At 59.9% G+C, this 15,142-nt stretch carries 12 protein-coding genes; 9 read left to right on the top strand and 3 right to left on the bottom strand.

Going from position 1 to position 15,142, the window contains the following annotated elements:
* Positions 1 to 25: 25 nt before the first annotated feature.
* Positions 26 to 2,833, top strand: coding sequence for a DNA polymerase I (gene polA, locus ACA058_RS00280; protein ID WP_497637330.1), 2,808 nt, complete (start codon positions 26 to 28; stop codon positions 2,831 to 2,833).
* 336 nt (positions 2,834 to 3,169) lie between these two features.
* Here the strand turns inward: polA and yihA are convergent, their stop codons facing one another.
* Positions 3,170 to 3,814, bottom strand: a complete 645-nt coding sequence (yihA, locus tag ACA058_RS00275; protein ID WP_046818665.1) for a ribosome biogenesis GTP-binding protein YihA/YsxC — start codon at positions 3,812 to 3,814, stop codon at positions 3,170 to 3,172.
* A 191-nt stretch (positions 3,815 to 4,005) separates the two neighbouring features.
* Here yihA and ACA058_RS00270 point away from each other — a divergent pair, with 191 nt between their 5' ends.
* The 7 genes from ACA058_RS00270 (at position 4,006) to ACA058_RS00240 (ending at position 11,267) form a co-directional block, all read left to right on the top strand.
* Entirely contained in the window at positions 4,006 to 4,296 is a 291-nt protein-coding gene (locus tag ACA058_RS00270; protein ID WP_034149449.1) for a c-type cytochrome, read from the top strand.
* 43 nt (positions 4,297 to 4,339) lie between these two features.
* Positions 4,340 to 4,969: a c-type cytochrome gene (locus ACA058_RS00265; protein ID WP_497637329.1), complete on the top strand. Its 630-nt coding sequence runs from the start codon at positions 4,340 to 4,342 to the stop codon at positions 4,967 to 4,969.
* A 200-nt stretch (positions 4,970 to 5,169) separates the two neighbouring features.
* Positions 5,170 to 5,811 (top strand): thiol:disulfide interchange protein DsbA/DsbL, encoded by a 642-nt coding sequence (locus tag ACA058_RS00260; RefSeq protein WP_497637328.1) that lies wholly within the window; start codon positions 5,170 to 5,172, stop codon positions 5,809 to 5,811.
* 12 nt (positions 5,812 to 5,823) lie between these two features.
* A complete protein-coding gene (locus ACA058_RS00255; protein ID WP_497637327.1) occupies positions 5,824 to 6,702 on the top strand; it encodes an endonuclease/exonuclease/phosphatase family protein in 879 nt (292 codons plus the stop codon).
* A complete protein-coding gene (locus ACA058_RS00250) occupies positions 6,699 to 8,696 on the top strand; it encodes a GGDEF domain-containing protein (RefSeq protein ID WP_497637326.1) in 1,998 nt (665 codons plus the stop codon). The genes ACA058_RS00255 and ACA058_RS00250 overlap by 4 nt, the downstream gene beginning before the upstream one ends.
* Before the next feature lie 102 nt (positions 8,697 to 8,798).
* Positions 8,799 to 9,578, top strand: a complete 780-nt coding sequence (locus ACA058_RS00245; RefSeq protein WP_497637325.1) for an N-acetylmuramoyl-L-alanine amidase — start codon at positions 8,799 to 8,801, stop codon at positions 9,576 to 9,578.
* A gap of 75 nt (positions 9,579 to 9,653) precedes the next feature.
* Positions 9,654 to 11,267, top strand: a complete 1,614-nt coding sequence (locus tag ACA058_RS00240) for an EAL domain-containing protein (protein WP_497637324.1) — start codon at positions 9,654 to 9,656, stop codon at positions 11,265 to 11,267.
* A gap of 6 nt (positions 11,268 to 11,273) precedes the next feature.
* On the opposite strand, the gene ACA058_RS00235 is transcribed toward ACA058_RS00240, so the two are convergent.
* Both ACA058_RS00235 and algB read right to left on the bottom strand, forming a co-directional pair.
* Positions 11,274 to 13,058, bottom strand: coding sequence for a KinB sensor domain-containing domain (locus ACA058_RS00235; protein WP_497637323.1), 1,785 nt, complete (start codon positions 13,056 to 13,058; stop codon positions 11,274 to 11,276).
* A 10-nt stretch (positions 13,059 to 13,068) separates the two neighbouring features.
* The gene (gene algB, locus ACA058_RS00230) at positions 13,069 to 14,415 is read right to left on the bottom strand and encodes a sigma-54-dependent response regulator transcription factor AlgB (RefSeq protein ID WP_497637322.1); all 1,347 of its coding nucleotides are present in this window, start codon (positions 14,413 to 14,415) and stop codon (positions 13,069 to 13,071) included.
* Positions 14,416 to 14,847: 432 nt separating this feature from the next.
* Here algB and ACA058_RS00225 point away from each other — a divergent pair, with 432 nt between their 5' ends.
* Entirely contained in the window at positions 14,848 to 15,135 is a 288-nt protein-coding gene (locus ACA058_RS00225) for a hypothetical protein (protein WP_497637321.1), read from the top strand.
* Positions 15,136 to 15,142 lie beyond the last annotated feature (7 nt).

Raw genomic sequence — 15,142 nt, 5'->3', positions numbered from 1 at the left:
CCCGCCGAAAAGGTTGATCCTGCTCATGAGCCAAGCCCCCCTCGTCCTGGTGGACGGTTCTTCTTACCTGTACCGCGCCTTTCACGCGCTGCCACCGCTGACCACGTCCAAAGGCCTGCCCACTGGCGCCGTCAAGGGCGTGTTGAACATGCTCAAGAGTCTGCGCAAGCAGTACCCGGACAGTCCCTTCGCCGTGGTGTTCGACGCCAAGGGTGGGACATTTCGCGATGACATGTACGCCGAATACAAAGCCAACCGGCCAAGCATGCCCGACGACATGCGCGTGCAGATCGAGCCCCTGCATCAAAGCGTGATCGCCCTGGGCTTCCCGCTCTTGTGCGTCGAAGGCGTCGAGGCCGATGACGTGATCGGCACGCTGGCCCGCAGCAGCGCGGCGGCCGATCGCCCGGTGGTCATCTCCACCGGCGACAAGGACATGGCGCAACTGGTCGACGGCCACATTACCTTGGTCAATACCATGACCGGTAGCAGCATGGACGTAGAGGGCGTGAAGGAGAAATTCGGCGTCGCTCCCGAGCAGATCATCGATTATCTGGCACTCATGGGCGATTCTTCCGACAACATTCCAGGCGTTCCTGGCATAGGTCCAAAGACCGCTTCCGGCCTGCTGGTGGGTGTGAATGGCGGCCTGACCGAGCTCTACGCCCAGCTCGACATCGTCCCGACCCTGCCGATCCGCGGTGCCAAGACCCTGCCGGCCAAACTTGAAGAGCACAAGGAGATGGCGTTCCTCTCCTATCAACTGGCGACCATCAAGGTCGACGTGCCGCTGGACATTGGCCTCGACGACTTGCAAATGGGCCCTGAGGATCACGACAAGCTCGCCGAGCTGTATAGCCTGCTCGAATTCAAGAGCTGGATGAATGACCTGCAGCGTGACGCCAAACGCCTTGAGTTGAGCAGCGCCGCCGCCGAGCCTGAGCCGGCAGTCGATCTGTTCAGCGCAGTCGAGGCCGAGACCGCCGAGGCGAGCGCTGAAACACGCTATGAAACCATCCTTGATCAAGCGCGATTTGACGTCTGGCTGGAAAAACTCAGCAGCGCCAAACTGTTCGCCTTCGACACCGAGACCACCGGCATCGACGCGCAGCAGGCGCAATTGGTGGGCCTGTCTTTTGCGGTGCAAGCCAACGAAGCTGCCTACATTCCGCTGACTCACTCCTACATCGGGGTGCCGCAGCAGCTGGATCGCGACACCGTCTTGCGCGCCCTCAAGCCAATTCTGGAGGATCCGAACAAGCTCAAGGTCGGTCAGCACGCCAAATTCGACCTGAACATCCTGGCCAACTGCGCCATCGGCGGCGACCAGGGGAACGGCATCACGGTGCGCGGCATTGCCTTCGACACCATGCTCGAATCCTATGTGCTTAACTCCACGGCCACCCGCCATGACATGGACAGCCTGGCGCTGAAGTACCTGGATCACACCACCGTGAGCTTCCAGGACATCGCCGGCAAAGGCGTGAAGCAGCTGACGTTCGATCAAATCGCGCTGGAGCAGGCCGGGCCTTACGCCGCCGAGGACGCGGACATCACTTTGCGCCTGCACCAGGCCTTGTTCGAGAAGCTGGCCGCCATCCCGACCCTGGCCAGCGTGCTGACCGACATCGAAATGCCCCTGGTACCGGTGCTCGCCCGTATCGAACGCCAGGGCGCGTTCGTGGATGCCGCCCTGCTGGGCGTGCAGAGCATCGAACTGGGCGACAAGATGGTGGCGCTGGAGCGTGAAGCCTTTGAGATTGCCGGTGAGGAATTCAACCTGGGCTCACCCAAGCAGCTCGGCGTCATCCTCTACGAGAAGCTCGGTCTGCCGGTGCTGAAGAAGACCGCCAAGGGCCAACCGTCCACCGCCGAAGAAGTGTTGGCCAAGCTGGCCGAGGACGACTATCGGCTACCCAAGGTGCTGATGGAATACCGCTCCATGAGCAAGCTCAAAAGCACCTACACCGACCGTCTGCCGGAACAGATCAACCCGCGCACCGGACGCATTCACACCTCGTATCACCAGGCCGTGGCCTCCACCGGGCGTCTCTCATCCAGCGACCCGAACCTGCAGAACATCCCGGTGCGCACCGCGGAAGGGCGGCGTATCCGTCAGGCCTTCGTTGCCCCGACCGGTTACAAGCTGCTGGCTGCCGACTATTCGCAGATTGAACTGCGGATCATGGCGCACCTGTCTCGCGATGAAGGCCTGATGAATGCCTTCCGCAATAACCTGGACGTGCACACCGCCACCGCTGCCGAAGTTTTCAAGGTCGAGCTGAACCAGGTCACCTCCGACCAGCGGCGCAGCGCCAAGGCGATCAACTTCGGCCTGATCTACGGCATGGGTGCGCAGAAACTCGGCAAGGACATCGGCGTCGATACCAAGACGGCCAAGGCCTATATCGATACCTACTTCGCCCGTTACCCCGGCGTTCGTGAATACATGGATCGCACCCGCGCCCAAGCCGCGGATCAGGGCTACGTGGAAACGTTCTTCGGGCGGCGGCTGTATCTGCCGGAGATCAATTCCAACAAGCCACAGGAGCGTGCCGCCGCCGAACGCACGGCAATCAACGCGCCGATGCAAGGCACGGCGGCGGACATCATCAAGAAAGCCATGGTGGCCGTGGATGACTGGCTGACCTCGTCAGGCCTGGACGCCAAGGTCATCCTGCAGGTCCACGATGAATTGGTACTGGAGGTGCGCGAGGACCTGGTCGAACACGTCAGCGATGAGATTCGCCTGCACATGAGCGGTGCGGCGAAACTGGACGTGCCACTCCTGGTCGAAGTCGGGGTAGGCAATAACTGGGATGAGGCTCACTGAGTCGCCAGACTCTGCTGCGGCATGATGCCGCGGCAGACCGCTCGGGGGCTGCTTAGTCCGAAAGGTTCTTGGGGTTATTCCAACGCATCTGAAAATAAACTGAACTAATCTGGCCACGGCCACTCAGATTTACTGAATGGCTGGTGAAGCCCTTCGATGCTCCTATGTTGTGTTAAGTGTTGGCAGATATCTGGACCCCGCCCTAGCGGTCTAGAACTTGAACCCCGGAACTTCCCCCTCCCCATAGAAGTCCGGGGTTTTTTTTGCCTGTCGAAAACCGCCTGCTGCGCTCATGCCGTGTGGGCCTGACCGCACCTCAGACAGTTTTTTACACACTTATCCGGTGACTTCTTCGGCGCCCTTGTCCGCCAGTTCCATCCAGCCTGCCAATACAGTGTAGGCGTCTTCCAGGCCCATGCGTTTCGGCGCAGAAAACAACTGGATCGTCACGGCATCGCCCCAACCCTTGCGGATTTCCGACTGCACCTTGAGCAGCGTGTTCTTGGCCGCGCCGTAGGTCAGCTTGTCCGCCTTGGTCAGCAAAATGTGCATCGGCATGCCGGCTGCGACGGCCCAATCGAGCATCAGCAGGTCGAAGTCGGTCATCGGGTGACGGATGTCCATCATCAGGATCAGACCTTTCAAACTCTCTCGACCACCCAGGTAGGCTTCCAAGTGACGCTGCCAGTGTTGCTTGAGCGGGATCGGCACTTTTGCATAACCGTAGCCCGGCAGGTCGACCAGACGGCGTTCATCGTCTAGCTTGAAGAAGTTCAAGAGTTGCGTGCGCCCCGGCGTTTTCGAGGTGCGCGCCAGGCTGGCATGCGTCAGGGTGTTGAGAGCACTGGACTTGCCGGCGTTGGAACGCCCGGCGAAGGCGACTTCAAAGCCCTCGTCATCCGGACATTGGTCGACTTTAGCGGCGCTGAGCATGAAGGTGGACTGTTGGCACAGACCGAGGATGGGATTCTTGAGTTGCATGGGATTTCCGATGTGGGCGGCGCCAGGAATGGGTGCGGCAAGCAGTGTTGCTTCCGTTTCAGTGACGCCAGTATATAATGCCGCAGATTTTGTGTGCGCTTTGTCCCGACGCAGGATGAAGTTCACGAGAGCGACAGACCTTGATTGCGCATTAGAACGCAGATCGCTCTCAACCCTGAAAAGGTCGTTTTATGACGAAATGGCTGCTAGCTGCCGGAGTCTTGATGCCGCTTTACAGCGCTCAGGCTACACAGGATCCGGAAGCTGTGTACAACCGTGTTTGTGGTGCCTGTCATTCCGGCCAACTACCCATGGCGCCCCGCAAGGGCGATCAGGAAGCTTGGACGCCGAGGTTGGCGAAAGGTATGGAGACGCTGGTGCAACACGTGACCCAGGGTTTCAAGGCGATGCCGCCGCGTGGTTTGTGCATGGACTGCAGTGCCGAGGATTACCAAGCCATCATCCACTGGATGAGCGAGTAAACCCGGTCCATAACTTAACCCTTAGCCGTAGTTGGATTAGCTGATGAACAAATTGATCGTGAGTCTGCTGTTGACCGTGGGGATCTCCGGCATTGCCCATGCTGCAGGTGAGCCAGTCAAACCTGGTGACGCCGCCGCAGGCCAGGCAAAAGCCGCCGTATGTGGTGCCTGTCATGGCCCGGATGGCAACAGCATGGCACCTAACTTTCCAAAACTGGCAGGCCAGGGTGAACGCTACCTGACCAAGCAGTTGCACGACATCAAGTCGGGCAAGCGCACCGTTCTGGAAATGACCGGCCTGCTGACCAACCTGAGCGATCAGGATCTGGCGGACATCGCCGCCTACTTCGCCAGCCAGAAGGGCAGTGTCGGCGCCGCCGACCCGAAAGTCGTGGCCCGCGGTGAAGCACTGTTCCGCGGCGGCGATCTGGCCAAGGGCTTGCCATCGTGCACCGGCTGCCACTCGCCAAACGGCACAGGCAACGCAGCAGCCGGCTTCCCGCACCTGGGTGGCCAACACGCTCAATATGTCGCCAAGCAACTGACCGACTTCCGCAAGGAAGAAGGTGGTCGCAATAACGACGGCGATACCAAACCGATGCAGAGCATTGCCAAAAAGCTGAGCGACGAAGACATCGCCGCAGTGTCCAGCTACATTCAGGGTCTGCACTAAGACCGATACATCGGGCGTTGCGCAAGGCATACAACTCTTGCAACGTTAACGCTCGATTAATCCGTCACAGCAAGTATAAAAAGGGTGGCTTTGGCCGCCCTTTTTTGTGGCCGCTGCCGTTACACTACAGAACTCAGGCCCGCCATGACCTGTCTGAAATCAGGTCCCGCGAGGCGATAAAATTTGTCCAGGAGTAAAGCATGCGTAATCTGATCATCAGCGCCGTTTTTGCCGCTGCCAGCCTGTTCGGCATGACTGCCCAAGCCGCTGAAGCCCCCGCCGCACCTTATGTAGAGCTGAGCAATCCGGTGCCGGTCGCCGTGCCTGGCAAGATCGAAGTGGTCGAGCTGTTCTGGTACGGTTGCCCGCACTGCTACGCCTTTGAGCCCGTGATCAACCCATGGGTTGAAAAGCTGCCTTCCGACGTGAACTTCGTGCGTATTCCGGCCATGTTCGGCGGCCCATGGGATGCACATGGCCAGATGTTCCTGACCCTCGAAGCCATGGGCGTCGAGCACAAGGTCCACGCTGCAGTGTTCGAAGCCATTCAGAAAGAACACAAAAAGCTGGTCGACAAGAATGACATGGCGGACTTCCTGGCCACCCAAGGCGTCGACAAGGACAAGTTCCTGGCTACGTTTGACTCCTTCGCTATCAAGGGTCAGATCAACAAGGCGCGCGAACTGGCGAAAAAATATGAAATCTCCGGGGTTCCGACCATGGTCGTCAACGGCAAGTATCGTTTTGACGTAGGTTCGGCCGGCGGCGCCGAAAAAGCCCTGCAACTGGCCGATAAACTGGTCGACCAAGAGCGAGCGGCTAACAAGGCTGCCGCCAACTAAGAGGCGCCCGCCATGCGCCGGTGGGGAACCGAACGCATCGTTGGCCTGCATGATCCGCGGGTCAACGAGCATCATCTGGAATCGACGGGCCTGCCCGCAGACAGCCGTCTGCGCTTGCTCAGCTTCAATATCCAGGTCGGTATCAGCACCGAGCGGTATCGGCATTACCTGACCCGGGGCTGGCAACATCTGTTGCCGCACACCGGGCGTGCCGACAATCTGCAAAAGATCGGCAATCTGCTGGGCGACTTCGACCTGGTCGCCCTGCAGGAAGCCGATGGCGGCAGCCTGCGTTCAGGCTACGTCAACCAAGTCGAACACCTGGCCCAGCTCGGCGCCTTTCCCTACTGGTATCAACAACTCAATCGCAATCTCGGTCGCCTGGGCCAGCACAGCAACGGTGTGCTCAGTCGCCTGCGCCCCTGGGCGATCGAGGACCATCCGCTGCCAGGGCCGAAGGGTCGCGGAGCGATTCTGGTGCGTTTCGGCGAAGGCCCGGAAGCGCTGGTGGTGGTCATGATGCACCTGGCACTGGGCGCTCGTGCCCGCAGCCTGCAGCTGGCTTACATCCGCGAGCTGATTGGTGGCTACAAACACCAGGTATTGATGGGTGACATGAACACCCATGCCAGTGACCTGCTGCAAAACTCCCCGTTGCGCGACCTCGGCCTGCTGGCCCCGCAACTGGATGCGACATTCCCCAGCTGGCGCCCGCAGCGCTGCCTGGACCATATTCTGCTGAGCCCGAGCCTGACCCTTGAAAAGGTCGAGGTGCTGGCGCAACCCATTTCCGATCACCTGCCGGTCGCGGTAGAGATTCGTCTGCCGGGTTCGCTCACGGCCGATGCTTTCCCCGCGTTGAGTCCTTCCCCCCGCGGATCCCATCAATGAGCGACGAAGCACAGCGCTGGAAAGAGAAATACCTCCAAAGCATCGAACAACAGGAAAAGCTCGAACGTCGCTGGGATGCCCGGCTCGACCTGTTGCGCCGGGGTCTGGTGCGCAGCACGCTGGCAGCAGAAGGCACCGACCGCGTCGTTGACCAATGCATGAAGGAAATGCGCGAAGTCGTGCGCACCGACGACATGGACGCCGGACTCGCCACCCTGCTGCCACGCCTGGAAAAAGCCGTACTCGACTCCGAACAGCGTCGGGAAACCCGGGTCAACCAGACCTGCGCCGCACTCACCGCCCTGGTCACGCAGCTGCAAACATTGCCGCTGCCCCGGGAAGTGAGCCGCCCCCTCAAGCACTTCGCCAAACAACTGGATAGTCGCGTCAGCCAGGCGCGCGAGATCCCGTTGCTGCTCGGCGAGCTGAGCGGACTGCAAGGCAAGGCTCTGAGCCAGCTGGAGAGCCCGGCGGAACCTGAGCGCCCGGGACTGTTGCAGCGGCTGTTCGGTCATCGTGACGCCGAAGAGACGACCGCCTTCGCCCTCGCAGAGCAAACACATGTCGCACAGACGGGCGAAACCGTTTTGGCGCCCATGGTCGCGACCCCGTTAGTCATTGCTGACACCGCGCCGCAGCTTATCCGCGGTACACCGGACGCAACCCAGCCTGCTACTGTTGCGCCAGCCCTTGAGGTGCAGCAAGCGCCCGCCGGGCCCGCCGAAGTGTTAGCGGGAGCCGATACGCAGCAATCCGAGACACTGTCCACACCTGCCGTCACACCCACCACCCAAGCTGAACCGGCGGTCAATCCCGACGAATTGAGCCAAGGGGTGCTGCTCGACACCCTGCCGCTTCCCTCGCCCATGGCCCAGGTCCTGGCTGCCATCGATCCGCAGCAGCCCGAGCAAGACATGCTCTACGCCCTGCCCGACTCGCCCGAACCGTCCTACAGCTCGGTGGCCAAACACATCGAAGACACCTTGTTGGGCTTGCTCGACGATCTGACGGTACCCGAGCGTCATCGTCCACAAGCCGAATCAATGCGTGAACGTCTGAAAAATGGCTTGAATTGGTACGAGTTGCTGCCGATTCTCGACGACCTAGCCACTTTGATGCTGGCAATCTCCGACGGTGGCCAACACGAATTCGAAGCCTATCTGCAGCGGCTCAACGAACGCCTGGAATCGTTCCAGAGCAACCTGCAGGCCGCCAGCGCCGGCCATGCCGACAGCCGATCCGCCGCACATGCGATGGACACGCAGATTCGCGAACAGGTCGACGGCTTGCAGAGCAGCGTGCAGGAAGCGGCCGACCTGAATGATCTCAAGCACGTGCTGGAGAACCATTTGGATGGCTTGCTCGGCACCATGGACCAGCACCGCCAGCAGCGCGACGAGCGCGAGCAGGAGGTGGCGGCCCGCCTGCAAAGCCTGGCCGAGCGGGTTGCCCACATGGAACAGGAAGCCCAGGGCTTTCGCGAGCACCTCGAAGAGCAACGCCAGAAAGCCTTGATCGACCCGCTGACCGGCCTGCCCAACCGCGCGGCCTGGAGCGAGCGCCTGGAGTATGAGATCGGCCAATGGCAGCAGCACGGCAACACGCTGATGCTGGCCATGCTCGATCTCGATCACTTCAAGCGCATCAATGATAATTACGGGCACCTGGCGGGCGACAAAGTCTTGAAAATCATTGCCAGTGTGCTGCGCAAGCGCCTGCGCGCAACGGATTTCATTGCGCGATTTGGCGGCGAGGAGTTTGTCCTGCTGATGCCGTCCACAGTCCCGGCGAATGGCATGAAACTCCTGGAGACCCTGCGCGCCTCTATCGAAGCCTGCCCTTTTCACTTCAGGGGTGAACCGGTGACCATCACCCTCTCCATAGGCCTGGCGGCATTCAGGCCCGGCGAGCACGGCGATGTGGTGCTGAAAAGAGCTGATCAGGCGCTGTACCGGGCAAAAAATGCCGGGCGCAACCGGGTGGAGTTGGGCTGAGGGCATGTCGCTCCATTTTGTTCAAATCGTTGCGATGGCCCAACACGCACAAGACAGTACGTTACACTGTTGCATTACTGTCACTAGCGTGTTGGCTTCCCCATGAAATATCTTGCTCTCATCGTGTCGCTGATCCTGTTGGCCGGCTGCGCCAGCGGCCCCCGTTACGACACCAGCCATGCTTCGCCCAATCACGACAGTCGTATTCAGTTCGTCGTGCTCCACTACACCTCGGCATCGCTGGAGCGCTCGCTGCAACTGCTGACCCACGGCGACGTCAGCAGCCACTACCTGGTCGGCGATGACAAGAACGCGACCATCTACAAGCTGATGGATGAAAACCTGCGGTCCTGGCACGCCGGGGAAAGCCAATGGCAAGGTCGAACCTGGATGAACTCCAGCTCGATCGGCATCGAAATCGTCAATCCAGGCTTCAAGGACACCCCGACCGGGCGCCTGTGGTATCCCTACAGCGAAGCGCAGGTCCAGTCCCTGATCGTCCTGCTCAAGGACATCAGCCAGCGCTACTCAATCAGCCCTCGCAACATTGTCGGCCATAGCGACATCGCCCCCTTGCGCAAGCTTGATCCGGGGCCTCTGTTTCCCTGGAAGCGGCTGGCAGAGCAAGGGATCGGCATATGGCCGAACGAGCAAGCCGTAGTCCGCCAACAAACCCGGTTCGAAACACAGCTGCCGAGCATCAGCTGGTTCCAGGCACAACTGGCACGCGCCGGTTATGACACGCCGCAAACCGGCGAACTGGACGTCGCTACCCGCCATGTGCTGGCGGCCTTCCAGATGCATTTCCGACCGTCGCGCTATGACGGTACGCCGGACGCACAAACGGCAGCGCTGCTTCAGGTTTTAATTCAGACAAAATAATGACGATCGCCCGACGGTCAGCGCGTTTCTCAAATAGCAGCTATAACTCATTGGTAATCCGTTGGATATTCCATTATGACTGTTGCTCGAGAGACACTCCGCAGTTGGTTCTATCGCCCTTGGTTTCTGGCGATGCTGGCTGCTGTCTTGAGCGCTACATTGATGATGGCCGGCAGCTACTTCGTCGCCATTCACCAGGTTGAGCAAAACGAAAGCTGGGAAATGAACGCCCAGGGCGAACGCTTTCTCGCTCGGCTGGAGCAATTGTTCGGGCAGTTGCGCGAGAGCCTTGATGACCTGGAAGCCCAGCCGCTGCGTAGCTGCGATGACGACATGATCGCGACCCTGCAGCAAGTCAGCTTCAATTATCGCTTCGTCTACGAGGCGGCCTACATGGACGCCTCGCGAATCTGCTCCAACCGTCCGCGCCAGGAAGGTTTGTCACTGATACGCCCACCGGACATCAATGGCCCCACCTACAGCTATTGGTTGAACACCACTACCGAGCCCGATGAAAACCGTGCCGCGCTGATGCTTGGACGCGGCAACTTCCGGGTCGCGACGTCTCGCGGCCATTTGACCGACATGGTCGACCTTTCGCCAGGAAGCAGCCTGTTGGTGGTACTTGACCATGGCACCCGGGCGATTCCGGTACTGGGGATCTCGCAAGCCTGGCCCCCGACCGGCCATTGGCCGCCGAAAACCCGCGATGCGCTGCAAGTCACCCAGACAAAGCTGATTTACCGCATGCCCACCGACAACCCGGAATACCAGTTGGTGCTGATCAGCCCGCGCAGTGGCACCCATATACCGCCCATGTGGTGGTGGTTGCTGCCCGCCTGCCTGCTATTGGCACTGTGCGTGGGCTTCCTGGTGTTTTTGCTGGTGCGTCAGCGTCAGTCACTGGACGCTGAACTGACTGGCGCCATCCGCCGAGGTGAGTTGCAGGTGCTGTATCAACCGATCTTTGACCTCGACAGCCGCAACTGCGTCGGGGCCGAGGCCTTGCTGCGCTGGCGAAGGCCGGATGGCACCCTGACCAGTCCCGACCTGTTCATCCCGATGGCAGAGAACACCGGGCAGATCCGCCAGATGACCGACTTTGTCTTGCAACGCCTGCTTGAGCAGTTGGGGCAACTGCTGCGGGCTAATCCGCAGCTGTACATCTCGGTCAACCTGGCGGCCTGCGATGTCATGATCCCGCGGATCGGCCAAGTGATGGCCCGCCTGTTGACCCTGCACCGGGTCGCGGCCAAGCAGATTGCCTTCGAAGTCACCGAACGCGGACTGATCGATGTGGTGGTGGCCCGGGAAAACCTGCAAGCCTTGCGGGATGTCGGGCATCAGGTACTGATCGATGACTTTGGCACCGGCTATTGCAGCCTCGCCTACCTGCAAACCCTGCCGGTGGATTGCCTCAAGATCGACAAGGCTTTTATCGATGCGCTGGGTCATGACGCGGCGAGCAGCGGTGTCGCCCCGCATATCATTCACATGGCCCAGTCACTGCACTTGAAGGTGATTGCCGAGGGTATCGAGCATGAAGCCCAGGCCAAGCTCCTGAGCAGTGAGGGAGTGAAGTTCGGCCAGGGCTGGCTGTTCGCTCATGCACTGAGTGCGGTGCAGTTCATTGAGTTGATAACCCGAGGTCGCCGACTGGCCGGTCGACGCCTGGATGACGAAGCGTAAAAGCGCTTACACCGTCAACGTCATATAGAACTGAGTCCCCTGCCCCGGTCGCGAGTAAACGCCCATCCGCCCACCATGCAGCTGCACGATTTCCTTGCACAACGCCAGACCGAGCCCCGCCCCGCCTTTCTTGCGGCCGACCTGGACAAAGGGCTCGAAAATCCGGCCCTGTTGCCCATAGGCGATGCCTTCACCGTTATCTTCGACGCTGATGATGACCCGTTCCCCATGGCGCCTGGCCTGCAGGCGTATCAGTCCGCCGGTGGCGGTATGGCGCAGCGCATTATCGATCAGATTGTCGAGCACCCGGTCCAATTGCGGCTGATCGGCTTGCAGCCGTGGCAAGGGTCCCTGGACTTCTACCAACAGCTCGACGCCCTTCTCTTGCGCACCGTTGGTGAAGCGAATCTGCGCTTGCTCCAGCAAATCCTCGATGGAGCACGGCGCCAGGGTGAGTTTCTGCAAGCCGTTCTGGTAGCGAGAGAAATTCAGCAAGTCGTTGATCAGCTGCATCAGCCGCTGCATTTCTTCGTTTACCGTGTCCAGCAAGTCCGCTTCCCGGGATTCTTGCGGGAAATGCGCACGCTCGCGAAACAGGCCAAATGCCATGTGCATGCCGGTAACAGGCGTGCGCAGTTCATGGGAGGCGCGCAAGACGAACTCGCTACGCACCCGTTCGAAGGCACGTTGTTCAGTCACATCGTGCAGCACCATCACCGCACCGAGGATATGCCCTTGGGTATGAATGACCGGCGTCAGGCTATAAGTCAGCAATCGCGTCTCGCCATCGACCTCGATATTCAGGTCATCCGGCATACGCTCCAGCGTACCGCCACGCAGTACCAGCTGCAGTTGTTCATCGAGTTCGGGATGTTCCAGCGCCTCACCCAAGCCTCGCCCGAGTCGATCGGTGTCCCAGCCCAGCTGACGCTGCGCCACAGGGTTGAGGTGCTCCAGATGCCCCTGGCGATCGATCATCAGCAAGCCATCGTCGATGCTGTCGAGCACCGCCTGCAAACGCTGCTGTCCCGCCAACAGCTCATCGACGTTGGTGGCCTGATGTTCGCGTAGCGCCTCGGCCATGATGCCGAAGCGCCGGGTCAGCTGATTCAGCTCCACGGCCGAGGACACCGGTAGCGTGACGTTGAAATTACCCTGGCCAATATGATCCGCTGCCTGCGCCAGGGCCTCGATGGGCTCGCCGAAACGCCGGGCGATGGCATGCGCGGTGACGAAGCCGATGATCAGCACTGCCAGCCCGACCAGGCCAAGCAGCCCGGCGATCAGCAGCGCACGCTCTCGCGCCTTGCGTTCGACGGCGCTGATGTCATCCAGCGCCCGCTTGTGGTCGGCAATCAACCCATTGCGCACTAGATTGAATTTTTCGGTCAACTCATCGTTGCCGCTAAGCACGCGCGTCGGGTCAGCGGACACCTCATACGCACGAATAAAGCTCAAATAGTCGGCCTTGGCCTTTTTGAAGCCGTGGGTTTCACCCGACGGCTCTTGGGCAATGCCTTCCTCCAGCAGTTCAAGGTAACGCTGCCTGGACGCTTCGAAGGCGGCCGGATCGGATTTATCGCTGAGCATGATGATCAACTGATCGCCCAACGTCTGTCGCAACTTGAGCCCCAGATCCAGGGTGACGAAGTTGTTGCGCACCAGCGCTTCCTGGCTCCCAGCCATCTGCAACACACTGACAAGACCGAGCAGCAGCCCAAGCAGTGCGACGGTGATCAGCGCTGAAATGCTGAGGAAAAGACGGGTCTGCAACTTCATCGCCAGCTTCATCGCCGCTGACTCACAGGTTGTACTGCTTGCGCTTGCGGTACAACGTCGACGCGTCGATCCCCAACGTCTTGGCGGCTTGATCCAGTGTACCCGCGGTGGCAAGGACGGCACCGATATGGGCTTTTTCCAGCTCATCCAGACTTAACGGGGCACCAATACGCGGGGCGTTATTGATCGGCGCTTCGGCCATGCCCAGGTGGCTGATCTCTACCCGCTCTTGCGGGCAAATAATGCTCGCACGCTCCACCACGTTACGCAGCTCGCGAATGTTCCCCGGCCAGCGATAACCCAGGAGCGCTTCGCGGGCCTCGTCGCTGAATCCTCGAGCCGGACGTGCGTATTCCTTGACGAAACGGGCCAGAAACCGTTCGGCGAGGTTGAGAATGTCTTCCCGGCGTTCGCGCAGTGGCGGCAGGTGCAACGTAATGACGTTGAGGCGATACAGCAGGTCCTCGCGGAAACGGCCGTCGCGGACCATGTCTTCGAGGTTCTGGTTGGTCGCCGCAAGAATGCGCACATCGGCCCGACGGGTGACCGGGTCACCCACCCGCTCGTACTCCTTGTCTTGAATGAAGCGAAGTAACTTTGGTTGCAAAATCAAGGGAAAATCGCCGATTTCGTCAAGAAACAACGTCCCGCCATCGGCTTGGTTGACGCGCCCAAGGGTGCTTTCACTGGCGCCGGTAAATGCACCCCGGCTGTGGCCGAACAACTCGCTTTCCATGAGTTCAGCAGTCAGCGACGGGCAGTTGATAGTGATACAGGACTTTTTCGAGCGTTTGCTCCAGCCGTGAATCGCTTGGGACAACTCGCCTTTACCGGTTCCGGATTCGCCGAGGATCAGAATGTTGGCGTCGGTACTGGCCACCTGGCGGGCGGTCTCGAGCACGACTTTCATTGCCGGACTGTGGGAGTCCAGGCCGTCCTTGGGTTTACGTATCTCACCCTCCAGGGCCTCCAGACGTGCGGACAATTGCCGCACTTCCAGCTGCTTGGCCGTGGCCAGGCGCAACTGATCGGGGCTGCACGGCTTGACCAGATAGTCGGCGGCACCCGCCTGAATCGCATCCACGGCAGTGTCTACGGCCGAATGCGCGGTGACGATCACCACGCGCATCCATGGGGCCTGGATGCGCATCTGCGCCAGAACGTCCAGACCGTTGTCCTCTCCCAGACGCAAATCCAGGAAGCACAGGTCGAAGACTTGACGTTGCAGCAAGGCTTCCGCTTGCGCAGCGCTGTTAGCAGTCGCCACGCTGTAGCCTTCATCTTCAAGGCAATAGCGGAAGGTTCGCAGGATGGCAGACTCATCATCCACCAGAAGAATGCGGCCTTGATGCTCAGTGGCGGATTCCATTTTCCTACGCTCCTTAACGAATGATCTTGGTTAGTCCCGGAAAAATCGGGCAAGTTGCATGGTTTATTCTGATCCATTCCTGCCATTGCAGGGTAGCTATCTCCTGTCCCCTCGCTGTAGCGCCCGGGCTTGCGCGTCTTCCAAGTAACTCCTCTTGCCACAGATGCCTTGCGTCCATTTCTGACAGCTGCGCCCTCCTCTCAATTCAAAAATATTGCGATGTCTTTCCAGTGAGTCGTGCATTACGCACGACTGCACGAGAGCTCATCGTGCAGGATGCGTCGAGCCGCGCAAGCGCTTTGAACATAACTATCTGTTTTACATATAATTTTTGTAGGAAAAAAGCTGGCATGCAGGCTGCAATAACCTGATTAACGCAGGGCAGCAACAACGCCCTCAACCCGATTTCCCCAGCGTGGGAGGAGCTTCAGGATGAATCGCCAACGTGCCGCCCAATTGCATCTCTCACCCCTGCATGTTCAGCAAGGCCTGTTTGCGGGACTTGCACTGTTGATCACCTTGATCGCTGGTCAACAGTTTCTTCTGTGGGAACAGAGCCAGCAGCCAGAAGCCCCGCGCGTATCGTTTGAGCGTCCGCCCCAAACCCACTTCAGCGCGGCAGGCAGCGGTTTGGTAGATAACACTCCGATGCGAATGATGGACGTCGACCAGGCGCAGCCAGCCGATGAAATGCGCCATCAGGAACGCTGGGTGTTCTAAGCACATC

It is taken from the genome of Pseudomonas sp. LBUM1649, from assembly GCF_059716155.1.
This window is presented reverse-complemented; position numbering and strand designations above follow the sequence as displayed.

Bases quoted from the DNA above. Each gene is read 5' to 3' on its own strand.
- ACA058_RS00250 (WP_497637326.1), top strand. From the start codon at position 6,699: ATGAGCGACGAAGCACAGCGCTGGAAAGAGAAATACCTCCAAAGCATC.
- ACA058_RS00245 (WP_497637325.1), top strand. From the start codon at position 8,799: ATGAAATATCTTGCTCTCATCGTGTCGCTGATCCTGTTGGCCGGCTGC.
- ACA058_RS00265 (WP_497637329.1), top strand. From the start codon at position 4,340: ATGAACAAATTGATCGTGAGTCTGCTGTTGACCGTGGGGATCTCCGGC.
- ACA058_RS00240 (WP_497637324.1), top strand. From the start codon at position 9,654: ATGACTGTTGCTCGAGAGACACTCCGCAGTTGGTTCTATCGCCCTTGG.
- ACA058_RS00255 (WP_497637327.1), top strand. From the start codon at position 5,824: ATGCGCCGGTGGGGAACCGAACGCATCGTTGGCCTGCATGATCCGCGG.
- ACA058_RS00225 (WP_497637321.1), top strand. From the start codon at position 14,848: ATGAATCGCCAACGTGCCGCCCAATTGCATCTCTCACCCCTGCATGTT.
- algB (WP_497637322.1), bottom strand. From the start codon at position 14,415: ATGGAATCCGCCACTGAGCATCAAGGCCGCATTCTTCTGGTGGATGAT.
- ACA058_RS00235 (WP_497637323.1), bottom strand. From the start codon at position 13,058: ATGAAGCTGGCGATGAAGTTGCAGACCCGTCTTTTCCTCAGCATTTCA.
- ACA058_RS00260 (WP_497637328.1), top strand. From the start codon at position 5,170: ATGCGTAATCTGATCATCAGCGCCGTTTTTGCCGCTGCCAGCCTGTTC.
- yihA (WP_046818665.1), bottom strand. From the start codon at position 3,814: ATGCAACTCAAGAATCCCATCCTCGGTCTGTGCCAACAGTCCACCTTC.
- polA (WP_497637330.1), top strand. From the start codon at position 26: ATGAGCCAAGCCCCCCTCGTCCTGGTGGACGGTTCTTCTTACCTGTAC.
- ACA058_RS00270 (WP_034149449.1), top strand. From the start codon at position 4,006: ATGACGAAATGGCTGCTAGCTGCCGGAGTCTTGATGCCGCTTTACAGC.